General features: G+C 70.2%; 12 protein-coding genes. 1 reads left to right on the top strand and 11 read right to left on the bottom strand.

What is annotated here, in order from left to right:
• Window positions 1-46 precede the first annotated feature (46 nt).
• The 6 genes from O7597_RS20990 to O7597_RS20965 all read right to left on the bottom strand — a co-directional run bounded on the left by O7597_RS20990 (window position 47) and on the right by O7597_RS20965 (window position 8,137).
• Entirely contained in the window at window positions 47-2,440 is a 2,394-nt protein-coding gene (locus O7597_RS20990; RefSeq protein WP_281580482.1) for an RICIN domain-containing protein, read from the bottom strand.
• A 135-nt stretch (window positions 2,441-2,575) separates the two neighbouring features.
• Window positions 2,576-3,427 carry a sugar phosphate isomerase/epimerase family protein gene (locus O7597_RS20985; protein ID WP_164445410.1) on the bottom strand — a complete coding sequence of 284 codons (852 nt, stop codon included), beginning with the start codon at window positions 3,425-3,427 and terminating at the stop codon, window positions 2,576-2,578.
• A gap of 7 nt (window positions 3,428-3,434) precedes the next feature.
• Entirely contained in the window at window positions 3,435-4,622 is a 1,188-nt protein-coding gene (locus tag O7597_RS20980; RefSeq protein ID WP_269739049.1) for a substrate-binding domain-containing protein, read from the bottom strand.
• Between the two features lie 11 nt (window positions 4,623-4,633).
• Window positions 4,634-5,617 (bottom strand): ABC transporter permease, encoded by a 984-nt coding sequence (locus O7597_RS20975; RefSeq protein WP_269739050.1) that lies wholly within the window; start codon window positions 5,615-5,617, stop codon window positions 4,634-4,636.
• A gap of 1 nt (window position 5,618) precedes the next feature.
• Entirely contained in the window at window positions 5,619-6,632 is a 1,014-nt protein-coding gene (locus O7597_RS20970; RefSeq protein ID WP_281580481.1) for an ABC transporter permease, read from the bottom strand.
• Window positions 6,629-8,137 (bottom strand): sugar ABC transporter ATP-binding protein, encoded by a 1,509-nt coding sequence (locus O7597_RS20965; protein ID WP_281580480.1) that lies wholly within the window; start codon window positions 8,135-8,137, stop codon window positions 6,629-6,631. Before O7597_RS20965 ends, O7597_RS20970 begins: the two co-directional genes overlap by 4 nt.
• Before the next feature lie 525 nt (window positions 8,138-8,662).
• On the opposite strand from O7597_RS20965, the gene O7597_RS20960 reads away from it, so the two are divergent.
• A complete protein-coding gene (locus tag O7597_RS20960) occupies window positions 8,663-12,211 on the top strand; it encodes a ThuA domain-containing protein (RefSeq protein WP_281580479.1) in 3,549 nt (1,182 codons plus the stop codon).
• Between the two features lie 61 nt (window positions 12,212-12,272).
• Here the strand turns inward: O7597_RS20960 and O7597_RS20955 are convergent, their stop codons facing one another.
• The 5 genes from O7597_RS20955 to O7597_RS20935 form a co-directional block, all read right to left on the bottom strand.
• A complete protein-coding gene (locus O7597_RS20955; RefSeq protein WP_269739054.1) occupies window positions 12,273-13,250 on the bottom strand; it encodes an aldo/keto reductase in 978 nt (325 codons plus the stop codon).
• Entirely contained in the window at window positions 13,250-14,113 is an 864-nt protein-coding gene (locus tag O7597_RS20950) for an amidohydrolase family protein (protein ID WP_281580478.1), read from the bottom strand. The genes O7597_RS20955 and O7597_RS20950 overlap by 1 nt, the downstream gene beginning before the upstream one ends.
• A complete protein-coding gene (kduD, locus tag O7597_RS20945) occupies window positions 14,110-14,871 on the bottom strand; it encodes a 2-dehydro-3-deoxy-D-gluconate 5-dehydrogenase KduD (RefSeq protein ID WP_281580477.1) in 762 nt (253 codons plus the stop codon). The genes O7597_RS20950 and kduD overlap by 4 nt, the downstream gene beginning before the upstream one ends.
• Window positions 14,868-15,893 carry an alcohol dehydrogenase catalytic domain-containing protein gene (locus O7597_RS20940; protein WP_281580476.1) on the bottom strand — a complete coding sequence of 342 codons (1,026 nt, stop codon included), beginning with the start codon at window positions 15,891-15,893 and terminating at the stop codon, window positions 14,868-14,870. Before O7597_RS20940 ends, kduD begins: the two co-directional genes overlap by 4 nt.
• Before the next feature lie 61 nt (window positions 15,894-15,954).
• Complete coding sequence (locus tag O7597_RS20935) at window positions 15,955-17,193, bottom strand: mandelate racemase/muconate lactonizing enzyme family protein (protein WP_269739058.1); 1,239 nt, start codon at window positions 17,191-17,193, stop codon at window positions 15,955-15,957.

The raw sequence follows: 17,193 nt of genomic DNA, 5'->3' as shown, positions 1-17,193 counted from the left end.
GGCCCTTGTGGGTGGGTTCGCCGCGCGAACCCACCCACAAGGGGCGTCAGTTACGCAGGTTCCACTGCTGGTTGGCGCCGCCGTGGCAGGCCCACAGGTGGACCACCGTGCCGTTGGTGGTGCCGTACCCGCTGGCGTCGAGGCAGAGCCCGGACTGGGCACCGGTGATGGTGCCGTTGGCGTTGACGTTCCACTGCTGGTTGATCTGGCCGTTGCAGTCCCAGATGATCGCCAGGGTGCCGTTGCTGGTGCCCTGCCCGGACGCGTCGAGGCACTTGTTGCCGTACACCATGAGTTGCTTGCCGGCGGTGTAGGTCCACCGCTGGTTCGTCCCGCCGTGGCAGTCCCAGAGCTTCGCCTGGGCGCCGTTGGTCGTGCTCGCACCTTCGACGTCCACGCACCGCCCGGACTGGGTACCGACGATCTGCACGTTCTGGGTGCTGCTGCCGCCCTGCGGGCCGGCCCCGGCCATCACCGCCTGGGCACCGGAGGGCCAGTTCCCGTTGGTCACCGTCACGTTCCCGGACACCACGTTGCCCCGGTCTCCGTTCGTCACGTTGGTGCTGCCGTTCGTCGACCAGTTGTTGGTGACGGTGAAGTTGCCCATGTTCTCGGCGTACCAGTAGTTGGCGGTGGCCCAGGTGCCGGTGGACGAGAACACGTTGTTGCGGGCGGTGTAGTAGCGGGACCCCTCGTCGAAGTAGACGCCGAAGTAGCCGTTGGTCCGCAGGCAGTAGTTGTCGCTGATCAACCCGCCCGGGTTCGCCGACAGGGTGTAGATGCAGCCGCCGTCGTTCATCTGCTGCATCACGTCGTGCACGTAGTTGCCGATGAGGCGGTTGTTCGACGCGGTGGTGGCCGTCGTGTAGCGCGGCTGGTAGTTGTACAGGCCACGGCCGGCGTAGTGCTCGCTGCCACCCGCGTCGTTGGAGCCCCAGCCGTACCCGATGGACATGCCGGTGTACGGCATGTTGTAGACCTCGTTGTACGACACCGTGGAGTTGGTGACGTAGGTGGTGAGCACCGACACGATGCCCCGGTACTCGATGCCCAGGTCGTGCAGGCGGTTGTTGCTGATGGTGATGTCCCGGTTGACCATCCGCTGGTCACTGGGGTGGTGGGCGTCGGCGCGTACGCCACCGACGACGATGCCGCCGGCCGCGTTGCGGGCGATCTCGGAGCGGGTGACGGTGATGTTGCTGGCCCCCAGGCCCACCCCGCTGGCGTGGGCGTTGGCGTCGTTGCCGATGCCGATGGCCGTCTGCCCGAGGTTGACGAACTGGGAGTCGCTGAAGGTGATGTTGTTGGCGGCCGAAACCTGCACGGCGGCGGGCATCTGCTGCCAGTTCGGCCGGGTGGCCTCGAACTGCGGGCAGCCGTTGTGGCAGGAGGAGAAGCTGGGCCAGTTCCAGTTGCCGTAGATGTAGGCGCCGGTCTGCTGGTCCACGTAGCCCTGGTTGCTGCTGGCCCCCAGCCAGGTCGTGCCGGTGAAGGTGATGCCGGTGAACGAGATGTGGTGTGCCGGCGAGGCGTAGGTCCCACCGAGGTTGACCAGGGACTGCTGCGTCGGCAGTTCCACGCTCACGCTGCTCATGTTCTGGCCGGCGAGCGGGATGTAGTTCAGCGCGCCGCTGCCCGGGTCGAGGTACCACTCCCCCGGGGTGTCCAGGAACTCGTAGGCGTTGGTCAGGTAGAGCGGCCCGGCGCGGTGCGGGCTGGTGAAGGTGTCGTACCCGAAGTTGTTGTTGCTCCAGCCGGGTTGCTGCATCCGGATCAGGTTGCCGCTGATGCTCTGCACCGACACGTACCGGTCGGTGAACGAGTTGACGCTCTCCATCTGGATGCGGCTCTGGTTGGCCAGGTTGTTGAGGTAGCTCAGGGCGCCGCTGGTGAACCGCATGCCGGTGCTGTCCGCGGTGAAGTCCGCCCGGTTGACCTGGGTGCGGGCCCGGGTGGCGAGTGCCCCGTTGACGTAGAGCTGGCGGGTGTCGGTGCCGGCGCCGACGTTGGCCCGCCAGATGTTGCGGCCGGCGTCCACCTGCGACCAGCCGGTGACCGCCCGGGCACCGCTGATCACGGGGCGGGCCGAGGGTGCCGCCTGCCAGATGACCCGGTAGCCGTTGGTGCCGGAGTCGGCGGCGGTGAACCGCAGCGGCGAGGAGAGCCGGTAGACGCCGTCCGCCAGCTGCACGACGATGTCGCCCGACATCGAGCTGTTCATCGAGCGGACGGCGGTCTGCGCACCGGTCAACGAGCACGGTTGGGTGGCGGTGCAGGCGCTGCCGCCACCGGAGGGGGACGCGTAGAGGGTGGTGGTCGCGGCGAGGGCCGGTGCGGCGAACGTGGTCACGGCGGCCACGGTGGCCGCGGCGGTCAGCGCCACCGCCGCCGTCGCGGCCAGCACCCGTCGGGGTGTGCCGGGGGGTGGAGGTACGGACACGGGGGTCTCCTTACCTGGACGGGTGGTGCGATGTGGTGGGTGGCATGTGGACGGCAGTTCATCATACGAATGATGTCTGCGCAAGGATCGACTGAGATCACGCCGGTGACCCGATGCCGGCGCGGGCGGCGCGGCTCAGCCGAGGATGCTGCGGAGATAGGCCAGCCCGTCCCCCGCGAGCCGGTCCGGTGACGGGGCGAGCGGACGCCAGATCGACGCGGCGGTCGCGATCGTCGCGTTCTCCGGGGTGAACGACTCGATGCAGATCGCACCCCAGTAGCCGGTGGCGGCCAGGGCGGCGAGCAGCCGGGGCCAGTCCAGGTGGTCCGACCCGGGCGCGCCCCGGTTGGTGCCGCTGACCTGTACGTGCTTGATGTGCGGACCCGCCGCGGCCAGCGCCGCGTACGGGTTCGCCTCCTCGATGTTCATGTGATACGTGTCAATCATGAGACCGACGTTCGACGGCAGCCCGTCGATCATCTCCACGGCCTGTTCGAGCGTGTTCACGACGCTGGTCTCGTACCGGTTGAGCGCCTCCACCCCGATGGACACCCCCCGCTCGCCGGCCCGGTCGGCGACCGGCACCAGCGCGCGACGGAAATCTACGTAACAGGTGGCGCGTTCGGCCGGCGTCATCCGCCAGGTGCGGCCGACCGACGCGTAGACCGGACCACCGACGCACGGCGCGCCGATGATCGCCGCGCTGTCCACGCAGCCGTTCAGGTACGCCACCGTGGCCTCCACCACGGCGGGCTCGGCATTGACGAGTTCCCGCCCGGGTGGGGTGACCGCGCAGACGCCGGCCGCGGCCAGCCCGTACCTGGCGAGCAGGTCGCGGACCCGGTACGGATCCCAGTCGCCCGGCTGCTCGATCGGCAGTTCGACCGCGTCGAAGCCGAGCGCCGCGATCCGTGGAATCAGCGCGGCCAGGGCCTCGTCGTCGACCGGCGAGGCCCAGACCCAGGGATTGACACCGACGGCACGCATCGGACGCCTACTTCCAGCGCTGCGGGTAACCCGGCAGGTCGGTGCAGCCGCACATGGCGTAGTGCAGCGGCGGCATGTTCGGGTCGAGGTAGCTGTCCAGGTTCTCCTGGGTGATCGTCGGCTGGGGCAGCTTCCACGGGTCGGACACCTGCTGGCCGTCGAGGATCCGCAGCGCCGCGATGATCGGCGTACGCCACTGGTAGGTCGGGTAGGTGGGCGCGATCGCGGTCAGCCCCTCGTCCTTCCACATCTTGAGGAAGTCGAGCTGGTCCTCACCGTTGATCGGCGGCACCGGCTGACCGGCGTCCTGGAACGCCTCCACCGCCGCGACGGCGACCGCGCCGGCGTCCATCCAGACACCGTCGATGGTGCCGTGCCGCTGGATGTAGTCGTTGACGATCTTCTTGGTCTTGGCCGGGTCACCGTCGGTGAACTCGACCCCGACCACGTCGACCTGCGCCTTGTCGAACGCCACCTTCGCGGCGGACCACCGGGTCTCCAGCACGTCGACACCGGGCAGGATGCGCAGCGCGAGAACCTTGCCGCCGGGCTTCATCCGCTGGCTGACGAACTCCGCGCCGACGTGACCGAACCCGTACCCGCCGATCGGGTTGATGAACGTCACCGGGCAGTCGGTGTCGACGCCACGGTCGAAGACGATGACCGGCAGACCGGCGTCGCAGGCCGCCGTCACGGCCGGGGTGAGCGTGGCGGTGGTGTTCGGCGAGACGATGAGCGCGTCGCAGCTCTTGCCGAGCAGGTCGTTGATGTCGGCGATCTGCTTCTGGTCCTTGCCCTCGGCGTCGACGTGGACGAACTCGGAGATCCGGTCGCCCTGCGCCTCGACCTCGGCCTGCATGGTCTTGAAGCCAACCTGCCGCCACGGGTTGTTCAGCGCCGCGTTCGAGAAGCAGATCTTGTGGGGGCCGTCCTTCTTGAACTTGGCGGTGTCCACCATCTTCGGGTTGAGCACCTGCTCCCACGGCTTGTCGGCCGGCCCGGTCGGTGCGGCGTCGAGCAACGCGAGCTCGTTGTCGTAGTCGGCCTGCACGAAGAACTTCGACTGCTCGCCGGTGCCGGCCCCGGCCGGTGGTGCGGAGGCGCCGTCCGACGGAGTCGCCACGGGCTCGTCGGTGGCGCAGCCGACGAGGGACACCAGGAGGAGCGCGGCCGTGGCCGCCATGCGTCGTTTCATGAGAATTCCCCTTATCTCGACGTGGAACGTCGGGTCGAGACCGCCACGGCGAACAGGATGATGGCGCCCTGGACGGTCGGTCTGAGGGCGCCGGAGACGCCGTAGAAGTTCATGAGCGTGAAGAGCAGTTCCAGGGTCAGCGCGCCGAGCATCGCGCCGACGACCGAGCCACGTCCGCCTCCCAGGGCGACGCCGCCAAGGACGACCGCGGTGATGGCACCGAACTCCAGCCCGGCACCGGCCTGGAAGGACACCCCGCTGTAGCCGCCGATCAGGATGGCCGCGACGGCGGCGGCGAGGCCGCTGAGCATGAAGGCGATGGTCCGGGTACGGCCCACCCGGGCGCCGCTCAGCGCCGCCGTCCGCGCGTTGTCCCCGACCGCGATCAGGATCCGGCCGAAGTCGGAGCGCATCAGCAGCACCGCGAGCGTGGCGAGGACCAGCAGGACGACCAGGGCGTACGGGATGCGGCCGAGCACCGGCACGTCCTCGAAGGCGCGCCGGCCGAACCGACGGAACTCCTCGGAGAGCCCACCCTTCGGCGCGCCGTCGGACCAGAGATAGACCGCCCCCACCAGGATCAGGAACATGCCCAGGGTGGTGATGAACGAGGGCACCCGCAGGCGCGTCGTGATCAGCCCGTTGACCAGCCCGACGAGCACCCCACCGGCGAGCAGCACCAGCACCACCGGCCAGGTCCGGGACGGATCGCTGTCGATGAGCCGGGCGGCGACCACGACCTGCGCGGTGACCAACGAGCCGACGGACAGGTCGAACTCACCGGAGACGATCACGAAGTACTGACCGGCGGCGAGCAGGATGATCGGGGCCGACCGGCCGAGGAAGGACATCAGGGAGGCCGGAGCCAGGAAGTCGGGCTGGCGTACGGCGACCAGGACCAGCAACACCGCGAGTATCGCGAGCAGGGGCAGCAGGCCACCGGTGCGTACCCGGGACAGTTGGGGCGGTAGCGGGCGACGCTGGACGAGTCGCATGTCAGACGGCCGCCTTTCGCATGGCCCGACGGGCGTAGACGGCCACCGCGGCGATGATGATGGCTCCCCGGATGACCTGCTTGAAGAAGGCGTCCACCTCGAGCTGGTTGAAGATGGCGTCGATGCTGGCGAGCAGCAGCACGCCACCGAGCGTGCCGACGACGCCGCCCTTGCCGCCGGCTAGAGCGGTGCCACCGATCACCACCGCGGCGATCGACTCCAGGTCGTAGAGGCCCTCGGTGCCCACCCGGGGGGCACCGGAGCCGAGCCGGCTGGCCAGGTAGATCCCGGCGAGCCCGGCGCACAGCGAACAGAGCACGTGGGCGGTGACCAGCACCCGGTCGTTGCGGACGCCGGAGAGCCGGGCGACCTCCGGGTCACCGCCGACGGCGACCAGGTGGTGACCGAACCGGGTCCGCGCCAGGGCGAACCAGCACGCCCCGGTGACGGCGAGCAGCAGCAGGAAGGACAGCGGTACCGGGCCGATGCGCTGGTAGCCCAGGCTCTGCACGAGCCCCGGCGAGGTGCTGCCGGCCGGACCGTCGTAGCCGTTGTCGAGATATCCCTTGAGCAGCAGCCCGACGCCGAGAGTGGCGATGAACGCGTTGATCCGCAGCCGGGTGACGAGCAGTCCGTTGAGCAGCCCGACCGCGGCGCTGACCGTGAGCGCCAGGCCGACCGCGGGCAACAACGCGCCGTCGCGGCCGTTCATCGTCTCGGCCGCGACGAGGGTGCTCAGGCTGATCACGTACGCCACCGAGAGGTCGAGCGAACCACCGAGGATGACCAGGGTCTGCCCGACGGCGACGAGGCCCAGTCCGGCGGCGACGTGCAACAGGCTCACCGTCGTCGACTGGTTGAACAGTGAACCGCCGTCGATCATGACGACCAGCCAACCGACCGCCAGTGTGATGGCCAGCGCCACGAACACGCCCGGCACCGGCCGTCGGGTCGGCCGCAGCGACAGCAGGCTCACGCCGCCGAGCCCGACGGCTCGCTCGCTCCGCTCCCTCACGCCGCCGCCTCCCGTACCGTGCCGACCGCCAGGGCGAGGACGTCCTCCTCGGTGGCGCCGGCGGGCAGCTCACCGGCGACGCGACCGTCGCGCATGACGAGCAGCCGGTCACTCATGCCGAGCAGTTCCGGCAGCTCGGAAGAGATCATCAGTACCGCCGCACCCGCGCGGGCGAGCCGACGGACGAGATCGTGGATCGCCGACTTCGCGCCCACGTCGATGCCCCGGGTGGGTTCGTCGAAGAGCAGGATCAGCGGGTCGAGCGCGAGCCAGCGGGCCAGCACCACCTTCTGCTGGTTGCCGCCGGACAGAAACCGGATCTCCTGGTCGTCACCGGCGGCCCGGACCTCCACCGCGGCGAGCAGCTCGCGGACGCGTACGGTGCGCGCGGCGCGGCCCGAGCGGGCCGGCACGACCGCCCGGCTCGCGAGCAGGGCGTTGTCGAGCACGGACTGCCGGGCGACGATGCCCTCGCCCTTGCGGTCCTCGCTGACGTACGCGAGGCCGGCCCGGGTCGCCGCGCGCGGTGAGCGCAGCCGGGTCGGTCGTCCGTCGATCGTGACCACGCCGGAGGTGAACGGTTCCACTCCGAACAGCGCGCGGGCCAGCGCCGATCGCCCGGAGCCCTGCAGGCCACCTATCCCCAGCACCTCCCCGGCGCGCAGGTCCAGGTCGACGTCGCGTAGCTTCCGGTTGCCGCCGCCGCGCACGGTGAGCCGCACCGCGCCGAGGTCCGCGGGATCGGCCCGATCCGGGTAGTAGCTGGACAGTTCCCGGCCGACCATCTGGCGTACCACGTCCTCGGCGGTGGCGTCGGCGGTAGGCATCGTCCGCACCAGGCGCCCGTCCTTGAGGACCGTGATCCGATCGGACAGGTCGAAGACCTCGGTCAACCGGTGCGAGACGTAGAGCAGGCCGATGCCCTGTTCTTGCAGCCGTCGCACCAGACCGTAGAGCAGTTCGACCTCGTGGTCGGCGAGCGCGGCGGTGGGCTCGTCCATGATGAGCAGGCGCGCGTCCAGCGCGAGCGCCTTGGCGATCTCCACCACCTGCTGCTGGGCGACTCCGAGGCGGCCCACCACGGCCTCCGCGGGCAGGTCCGTCTCCCCGATGGTGGCCAGCAGGTCCGCGGTGCGGCTGAGCATCTGTCGCCGGTCGACCAGACCGCGCCGCTTCGGCTCATGGCCCAGGTACACGTTCTCCGCGACGGTGCGCTCCGGCAGGAGGTTGAACTCCTGGTGGATGATGCCGATGCCGGCGCGCTGGGCGTCCCGCGGGCCGCCGAAGACGCGGGGCTGCCCGGCGAACTCGATGGTGCCGGCGTCCGGGGCGTACCCACCCGAGACGATCTTCATCAGGGTGGACTTGCCGGCGCCGTTCTCCCCCACCACGGCGTGCACCTCACCCGGGGCCACGTCGAGGTCGACCCCGTCGAGTACGCGTACCCCGAAGAAGGACTTGCCGATGCCCCGCAGGGTCAGCAGCGCCGGGGGTCGAGCCGACATCAAGAATCCTCACGGACAGTAATCGCCAAGGGCATCGGTGTGCCACCTCAGAATTCGCTCGGGACCGGCCGGTCACCTGGCTTTAGTTATCGGAAGCGAAGCTTCCTGTTGTCGTGCTCAAACTTTCGCTTGACATGACCGAAACATCACACGTATGAAGATAGATGCTCGGAGATTGGTACGCAATCCCCGATCTTCCCGGACTCTCGACCGGGCCGGCGGCAGGCAACGACGCCGGGCCAGGTCCACTGGGGAACGCAGGCGCCAATGATCAGTCCCATCCATGTTGTCGTTAACATCAATATATGTCCATATCAACACTAATTAGGCTCCTTGCCATCACGGGGCCCGGAACCCACTCAGGCGTGACTCTGCGTCACATCCGGCGGAGTCGCCCCGGTGCGACGAACCGCGCGACGACCATCGCGCGTCCCGTCGTGGCACCAGGCACCACCCGACGTGCCGTGGGAGGCGACCGGACTCGTGGTCGCGCCCCCTGTTGCTCCGCCCCGACGAGGAGACGGCATGCGTCGTAAGACAGCCATCATCGGACTGATCTCCGGTCTGTTACTGGCGCTCGCGCTGGTCCAGCCGGCATCAGCGGCTCCGGAGTTCCGCGCCCTGTTGTTCACCAAGACCACCGGCTACCGGCACGACTCGATCCCGGCCGGGGTCTCGATGTTCCAGCAGCAGGCCGCCTCCGACAATTTCGAACTGGTACACAGTGAGGACTCCAGCGTCTTCACCGCGGCGAACCTGGCCACCTTCGATGTCCTGATCATGTTCCAGACGTCCGGCATGGTGTGGACCTCCGCCAGCCAACGCCAGGCGGTGGAGGGCTACCTCGCCAGCGGCAAGGGCATCGTGGCCATCCACAACGCCACCGACATGGGCATCGAAGCCGAGTACCCGTGGTGGGACCAGACCATCAACGCGGGTGCCCACATGCCCGAGCACTCCCCCGGCGTCCTGCCCGGCACCGCCATCGTCGCCGACAAGAAGCACCCGTCGACGGCAAGCCTGCCGGATCGCTGGAACCGCAGCGAGGAGTGGTACAACTTCGACAAGAACCCGCGCGGTGAGGTGCACGTCCTGGTCACCGCCGACGAACGCACGTACAACCCGGGCCCTCGCGCGATGGGCTCCGATCACCCGATCTCCTGGTGCCGCAACACCGGCGGTGGCCGGGTCTGGGCCACCGCGATGGGTCACGCCGCGGCGTCCTACAGCGAGACCCACTTCCGCAACCACGTCCTCGGCGGGGTGAAGTGGGCCGCCGGCAACGAGCCGGGCGACTGTGGCGGCACCGTCTGGGGCAACTTCGAGAAGCGGACCCTCGACAGCAACACCGTCGACCCGATGGCGCTGGCCGTGGCACCCGACGGCCGGGTGCTCTACGTCCAGCGTGGCGGCCAGGTCAAGATCTTCAAGCCGAGCACCAACAGCACGGTGACCGCCGGCACGCTCAGCGTCTACACCGGAGGCGAGGACGGACTCACCGGGTTGGCTCTCGACCCGAACTTCGCCAGCAACGGGTACGTGTACCTCTACCACGCACCGGCCAGCAGCTCCACCGACGTCAACCGGGTCTCCCGCTACACCCTCAACGGCGACACGTTGAACATGTCCAGCGGGGTGACGATCATCGACATCCCCGCCTACCGGGACCGGACGTACCCCGAGCCCGGGCACACCGGCGGGTACATCGCCTTCGGGCCCGACGGCAACCTGTACATCGGCACCGGTGACGACGTCGCACCGAACCTCGACCCGAACTGGCAGGGCTACGCCCCGCTGGACTGGCGCCCGGGCAAGCACATGCTCGACTCGGCGCGTACCGCCGGCAACACCAACGACCTGCGCGGCAAGCTGCTGCGCATCCGCCCCTCCGCCGGCGGCGGATACACCATCCCCTCGGGCAACCTCTACCCCCAGGGGACGGCGCAGACCCGGCCCGAGATCTACGCGATGGGCTTCCGCAACCCGTTCCGCTTCTCGATCGACCCGGCCAACGGCTGGGTCTACCTGGCCGACTACGGACCGGACCGGAACCCGCCGACCACCAACCGGGGGCCCGAGGGCCTCGTCGAACTCAACGTGATCAGGACTCCGGGCAACTACGGCTGGCCGTTCTGCCACGGCGACAACCAGCCGTACGCGCCGTACAACCCGGACACCGGCGTGGTCGGCGCCAAGTTCAACTGCGCCGCACCGGTCAACAACTCGCCGAACAACACCGGCCTGACCAACCTCCGGCCGGTCGTCGCGCCCAACATGTGGTACGGCTACGGCGCCTCGCAGAACTTCCCGGAGGTGGGCTCGGGTGGCTCGGCACCGATGGGCGGGCCGGTCTACCGCTACGACCCGGCGAACCCGTCGGCGACGAAGTTCCCGCCGTACTACGACGGCGTGCACTTCTTCTACGAGTGGTCGCGTGACTACATCAAGGAGATGCACTTCGACTCGGCCTCGGCGGTCACCCGGACCAACCCCTTCCTGCCCGCCACCCGGTTCAACAGCCCGATGGACCTTGAGTTCGGCCCGGACGGATCGCTCTACCTGCTGGAGTGGGGCACCAACTTCGGTGGCGGCAACAGCGACTCCGGTCTCTACCGGATCGACTACGTCCAGGGTGGTCGGTCACCGATCGCCAAGGCCAGCGGCACGCCGACCAGCGGCAACGCCCCGCTGACCGTGCAGTTCTCCAGCGCCGGGTCGGCCGATCCCGACCCCGGTGACACGATCAGCTACCAGTGGACGTTCGGCGACGGCACCACCTCCACGGCGGCCAACCCGTCGAAGGTCTACACCAGCAACGGCAACTACACGGCGCAGTTGAAGGTGACCGACAGCTCGGGCAAGACCGCCTTCGCCAACGTGCCGATCACCGTCGGTAACACCGCTCCGGTGGTCACCATCACCACGCCGGCCAACGGGGGCATGCTCACCTTCGGCGACCGGGTGTCGTACCAGATCACCGTCACCGATCCGGGTGGCGCGGCGGTCGACTGCAGCAAGGTCTACCTCAACCCGGCGCTCGGGCACGACGACCACGCGCACGAGACCACCGACTACGCCGGCTGTTCCGGGACCATCCCCACCGACCTGCTCGGCGGGCACCCGGACGGTGCCAACCTGTTCTACGTGCTCAACGCGCGGTACACCGACAACGGTGGTGCGGGCGGCGCGGCCCCACTCACCGGCCGCGCCCAGGTGATCCTCCAGCCCAAGCACAAGCAGGCCGAGTACTACAGCAGCCAGTCCGGCACCCGGGTCATCGACCAGGCCGGCGCGGAGAGCGGCAAGCGCATCGGGGACATCTCCAACAACGACTGGGTGGCGTTCACCCCGATGAGCCTGTCCGGCATCAACACCGTCAGCTACCGGCTGTCGTCGCCCTCCGGCGGCGGATCGATCGAGTTGCGGGCCGGGTCGGCGACCGGCACGCTGCTGGCCACCACCCCGGTGCCGAGCACCGGCGGCTGGGACAACTACCAGTCCACACCGCCGGTGAACGTCACCCCGCTGGCCGGCACCCACACCCTGTACCTGGTGTTCAAGGGCAGCGCCAACAACTGGTTCGACCTCGATTCGCACACCTTCGGTGGTCCGGGAGTGGGCGTCGGTGACACCGGCGGTGGGATAGCCGGCCGCACGTGGACGCTCACCGCCCAACACAGCAACAAGCTGATGGACGTCAGCGGCGTCTCCACCGCCGACGGCGCGCAGATCCACCAGTGGGCGTCCACCGGGGGCAACAACCAGAAGTGGCAGGCGGTCGACGCCGGCGGCGGCGCCGTCTATCTCCGGGCCGTGCACAGCAACAAGTGCGCGGAGATCACCGGTGGCTCCACCACCCCCGGCGCCTTCCTCCAGCAGGCCACCTGCAACAACGGCAACCAGCAGAAGTTCACCGTCACCTCCACCGGCACCACCGGGGTCTACACGGTGAAGAGTGTGCTGAGCGGGCTCTGCATCGACGTCAACGGCGGCGCCACCACCGACGGCGCCCGCCTGTTGCAGTGGACCTGCCACAGCGGCACCAACCAGCAGTGGCGGTTCAGCCTGGCCTGACAGCCGCGACCATCGGCGACGTCCCTGGGCCGCGGGAGCGGACCAGGGACGTCGCCAGAGGTCAGCTCGAGGCGAGCAGCCCGGCGCTGGCCAGCGACGGCCACAGCTCGTCGGGCACCACCGCCGCCGAGCGTCGCACGGTCTGCGCCATCTGCGAACCGTCGCGGACACCGACCACCGTCGAGACCACGGCCGGATGCCGTCGGACGAAGGCCAGCGCCGCCTCCGGCAGGGTGACACCGTGCGCGTCGCAGACCTCGGCGATCCGACGCGCCCGTTCGATCAGCTCCGCCGGCGCCTGCTGGTAGTTGTAGAACGCGTCGGCGGGTGGGTGGTCGCGCGACAGCAGGCCCGAGTTGTAGACGCCGGCGATCACCACGCCCACTCCCCGGCTCTCCGCGAGCGGCAACAGGTCGTCGGCCGCGCCCTGTTCGAGCAGCGTGTACCGGCCGGCGCACATCATCACGTCCACGTCGGTCTCCCGGACGAACCGGGCGAGCATCGCCGACTGGTTCATGCCGGCCCCGATCGCACCCACCACGCCCTGGTCGCGCAGCTCGACCAGGGCGGGCACGGCCTCGGCGGCGGCCTGCTCCCAGTGGTCGTCAGGATCGTGCAGGTAGGCGATGTCGATCCGATCCAGGCCGGTGCGCTCCAGGCTGGCCTCGATGCACCGGCGTACCCCGTCGCGGCTGAAGTCCCACTTCCGGCGATGGCTCGCGGGAACGTCGAACCCCTCGGGGTCGCGCTGGTGCGCGTTCTGCGGCGACGGCTCCAGCAGCCGGCCCACCTTCGTCGACACCACGTACTCGTCGCGTGGTCGGTGCCGCAACGCACCGCCCAGGCGACGCTCGGACAGCCCGAGGCCGTAGTGCGGCGCGGTGTCGAAGTACCGCACGCCGGCCGTCCAGGCGGTGTCGACCGCGGCGGCGAACTCCTCGTCCGTGGTCGCCCGGTACAGGTTGCCGCCCTGGGCCGCGCCGAAGCCCAACTCGGTGAGGCCGATCGCCGGCCGGCGCGGCAGTGCATGTTTCCTCATCACGCTGCCAATCGGTAGCAGCGCCGGGCGGTGCCCGCCCAGAACGCCGCACGGTCGGTCGGGTCGAGGTCGCCCAGCAACTCCGTGACCGCTGCCACCCAGCGGGCGTACGAGGTGGCGAGCAGGGACACCGGCCAGTCCGAGCCGAACATCAGTCGCCGCGGCCCGAACACGTCGAGTGCGTGGTCGACGGCGGGTCGGAGATCGGCCACCGTCCAGGGTGACCGGGGCACCTCGGTCGTCAGGCCGGACACCTTGGCCGTCGTGTTGGGCGCTTCGGCGAGAGCCCGTAGGTCCCGCTTCCAGTGCTCGAACTCCGGGGTGCCCAGCGCGGGCTTGCCGAGGTGGTCCAGGACGAAGCGCACGTCCGGCAGGTCGTGCGCCAACCGGGCGGCCATGGGCAACTGGTGTTGCCGGACCAGCAGGTCGAAGACCAGGCCGGCGGCGCCGACCGCGGCGATGCCCCGGCGGACGTCCGGTCGGTCCAGGTAGGCCGGGTCGGGCTCGCTCTGCACGAGGTGACGGATGCCGACCAGGTGCTGCCCGCCGGGGGCCGCGCACAGCCGGTCGAGCTGATCGGCGACGTCGTGGGCTGCCAGGTCGACCCAGCCGACGACCCCGCCGACCAGGACGTCGTCGGCCGCGACGCGGAGCAGGTCCACGGTCTCCCGCGCCGAGGCGATGGACTGCACGACGACCGTGGCGGTGACGCCCGCCGCCCGGGCCAGCGGAGCCAGGTCGGTCGGTTCGAAGTCGGCGTCGATGGCCGCCATGGTCACCGGGTCGATCCACGGCTGGGGATGCCGGGCCCGGACCCACAGGTGGTGGTGAGCGTCGACGATGCCGGTCGCTGCGTAGGTCATCGGCCCAACCATCCCCCGTCGACCGGCAGCACGATCCCGTTGACGTAGTCGGAGGCCGCCGACGCCAGGAACACGGTGGCTCCGCCGAGGTCGTCGGCGGCACCCCACCTGCCGGCCGGAATCCGGGCGAGGATCGCCCGGTCGCGCTCGGGATCCTCACGCAGGGCCCGGGTGTTGTCGGTGGCGATGTAACCGGGGGCGATCGCGTTCACGTTCACCCCGTGCGCCGCCCACTCGTTCGCCAGCGCCTTGGTGAGACCGGCCACGCCCGACTTCGACGCGGCGTACCCGGGCACCGTGATGCCGCCCTGGAAGCTGAGCAGCGACGCGGTGAAGATGATCTTGCCGTGGCCGCGCTGCACCATCGTCCGGCCGATCTCCCGACTCAGCACGAACTGGCTGTTCAGGTTGACCTCGATCACCTGGTCCCAGAGTTCGTCGGGGTGGTCGACGGCTGGAGCGCGGGCGATCGTGCCGCCGTTGTTGACCAGGATGTCGATCGGTCCGAGCGCGATCAGCTCACCGGCCAGCCGGCGGACCGCCGCCCGGTCGGCGAGATCGGCGCGCAGCGCGGTGAACCGTCGGCCGGTGGCCCGCACCCGGCGCGCCACCTCGCTCTCCTCCGGTTCCAGGTGTGCGGAGACACCGACGACGTCGGCGCCGGCCGCGGCGAGGGCCTCGGCCATGGCCAGGCCGATGCCCCGCCGGGCCCCGGTGACCACGGCGGTCCGTCCGGACAGGTCGAACGGGTTCGTCACCGGTCATCCTCCCGCCAGTCGAGCAGCACCTTCATCACACCGCCGCCCTCCAGCGCGGTGAACGCCTCGGTCGCCGCTTCCGGCGGCTCGACGCGGGAGATCAGTTGCCGCGCCGGTACCGCACCGGAGGCGACCAGCCGGATCGCCTCCACCATGTCGTCCCGTTGGTAGAGGCGGGCGCCGAGCAGCTCCAACTCGCGCCAGAAGAACCGGTGCAGGTTCACCTCTCGCGGCCGGGGATGGATCGCCACCATCACCAGTCGTCCCCTGGCGGCCAGCACCTCGACCGCCGTGCCGACACCCGCCGCCGCGCCGGACACCTCGAAGGCGACGTCGGCGCCCGCGCCGTCGGTCCGGTCGGCGACCAGCGCCGGCACGTCGACCGCGGCCGGGTCGACCGCCTCGATGCCGATGTCGCCCGCCGCGGCGCGCCGCGTCGGGTCCGGCTCGACGAGCAGGACCCGCGCACCGCGGCCCCGGGCGACGGTGCCGATGAGCACCCCGATCGGCCCGCCGCCGACGACGACCACGTGGTCGCCGGAGGCCACCGCGCCACGCCGTACGTCGTGCACGGCGACGGCCACCGGTTCGACGAGTGCGCCCTGGTCGAGCGGCAGGTCCTCGGGCAGCGGCAGGACGAGTTCCGCCGGCACGTTCCACCCGGACTGCATGGCTCCGGGCGAGTCGATGCCGAGGAAGTCCATGGCGTGGCAGATGTGCGAGTTGCCGCGTCGGCAGGCGGCACACCGCCCGCACCATCTGGTGGGCAGCACCGTCACCGGCTGGCCGACGGACCAACCGGTGACGCCCTCGCCCAGCGCCGCGACCCGCCCGGACATCTCGTGCCCGATGACGGCGGCGGCACCGACCCGGGAGTCCATGTCCCCGTGGTAGATGTGCAGGTCGGTGCCGCAGATCCCGGTGTAGGCCACCGAGATGCCCAGCTCGCCGGGCCCGGGCGCGGCGGGCTCACGTTCCTCGACTCCGAGGCGCCGTGCTCCCCGGTAGATCACTGCCTTCATCGATCCTCCGTATCAACGGCCGCGCGTCGCTCGTGCCGCCGGCCACCACCGTGGGTCCGGGTCAGTGGCTTCCGGTCGGCGACACCTGGTTGCTGTTGTGTGCCGGGGTGGCGGCCCGGGCCAGCGGGAAGCCGCCGGCGGTCGGCAGGACACCGTCCGTCGCCGCCAGCAGCCGTCGCCCGGCCTGCTCCGGCCGGACGTTCGGCCCGTCGACCGCCGGTGCCTGCGGGTGCCGGTCCATGGCCCGGATCCGCTGTTCGTCGACCCGCAGCCCGAGCCCCGGCGAGTCGCCCAGGATGAAGGCTCCGTCCTCGACGTGCACGTCGACGGAGACGCCGACCGGCGGCCAGAGGTCCTGCAACTCGCTGGTCAGGTGGTTCGGCACCGAGGTGGCCGCGTGCAGCAGCCCGAGCGGGCTGTTGCCGATCGGGCTGACCGGCAGGTCGTAGGCGTGCGCCAGGGCGGACACCCGCAGGAAGTGGGTGACTCCACCGATCGCGGAGGTCTGGACGACGTCGACCGCGCCGGCGGCGATCAGTGGGCGGTACTGCTCGAGTCCGGTGAGGTTCTCGCCGGTGGCGACGGAGGCCCGCACCCCCCGGCCGACGGCGGCGAGCCCTTCGGCGTCCCAGCGCCGGACCGGCTCCTCGATCCAGATGAGGTCGAGGGTGCGTTCGAGTTCGCAGACGTGCCGGACGGCCTGCTTGCGGGTCCACGCCTCGTTGACGTCGAGCATCAGACCCGGCCGTAGTCCGTGACCGGCCTCGGTCAGGATCTCCTTGACCAGGTGCAGCCGGTGTCGGTCGTGCTCGATGTCGAGTCCGCCCTTGAGCTTGGCGGCCCGCAGCCCGTGCTCGGCGTAACGGAGGTACGCCGAGGCGAGTTCCTCGTCGCTGAGGGCGATGTCGAGCCCGGACGCGTACGCCGGGACCCGGCGGTCGCGGCCGCCCAGCAACCGCCACAGCGGCTGGCCGGCCGCCTGCGCCTTGATGTCCCACAACGCGGTGTCGAGTGCGCCGATGGTGCCGAAAACCGGGCCGGCGTGACCGGCCTTGAAGGTGTGTCGCAGCATCCGGTCGTAGAGCGTCGTCACCGCGCGGGGATCCTCACCGTCGATGGCCGCGAAGATCCGCTCGATCTCGACGTGCGGGCCGATGCCGACACCCGACAACCCCTCGTCGGTCTCCACGACGACGATCGGCACCGGGACCCTCCCGTCGGCGAACACGCCGTTGGCGTCGCCGACCGGCCGCCCCCATTCGTGGACCGTGGTAAGCGTCCGATATCCGGTGATGCGCAT

This window comes from Verrucosispora sp. WMMC514 (assembly GCF_027497295.1).
Lineage (GTDB): Bacteria > Actinomycetota > Actinomycetes > Mycobacteriales > Micromonosporaceae > Micromonospora > Micromonospora palythoicola.
The sequence above is the reverse complement of the archived record's forward strand: the minus strand, read 5'-3'. Positions and strand labels throughout refer to the sequence as shown.

Bases quoted from the DNA above. Each gene is read 5' to 3' on its own strand.
- O7597_RS20975 (WP_269739050.1), bottom strand. From the start codon at position 5,617: ATGCGACTCGTCCAGCGTCGCCCGCTACCGCCCCAACTGTCCCGGGTA.
- O7597_RS20980 (WP_269739049.1), bottom strand. From the start codon at position 4,622: ATGAAACGACGCATGGCGGCCACGGCCGCGCTCCTCCTGGTGTCCCTC.
- O7597_RS20955 (WP_269739054.1), bottom strand. From the start codon at position 13,250: ATGAGGAAACATGCACTGCCGCGCCGGCCGGCGATCGGCCTCACCGAG.
- O7597_RS20950 (WP_281580478.1), bottom strand. From the start codon at position 14,113: ATGACCTACGCAGCGACCGGCATCGTCGACGCTCACCACCACCTGTGG.
- O7597_RS20985 (WP_164445410.1), bottom strand. From the start codon at position 3,427: ATGCGTGCCGTCGGTGTCAATCCCTGGGTCTGGGCCTCGCCGGTCGAC.
- O7597_RS20940 (WP_281580476.1), bottom strand. From the start codon at position 15,893: ATGAAGGCAGTGATCTACCGGGGAGCACGGCGCCTCGGAGTCGAGGAA.
- O7597_RS20960 (WP_281580479.1), top strand. From the start codon at position 8,663: ATGCGTCGTAAGACAGCCATCATCGGACTGATCTCCGGTCTGTTACTG.
- O7597_RS20965 (WP_281580480.1), bottom strand. From the start codon at position 8,137: ATGTCGGCTCGACCCCCGGCGCTGCTGACCCTGCGGGGCATCGGCAAG.
- O7597_RS20935 (WP_269739058.1), bottom strand. From the start codon at position 17,193: ATGCGCATCACCGGATATCGGACGCTTACCACGGTCCACGAATGGGGG.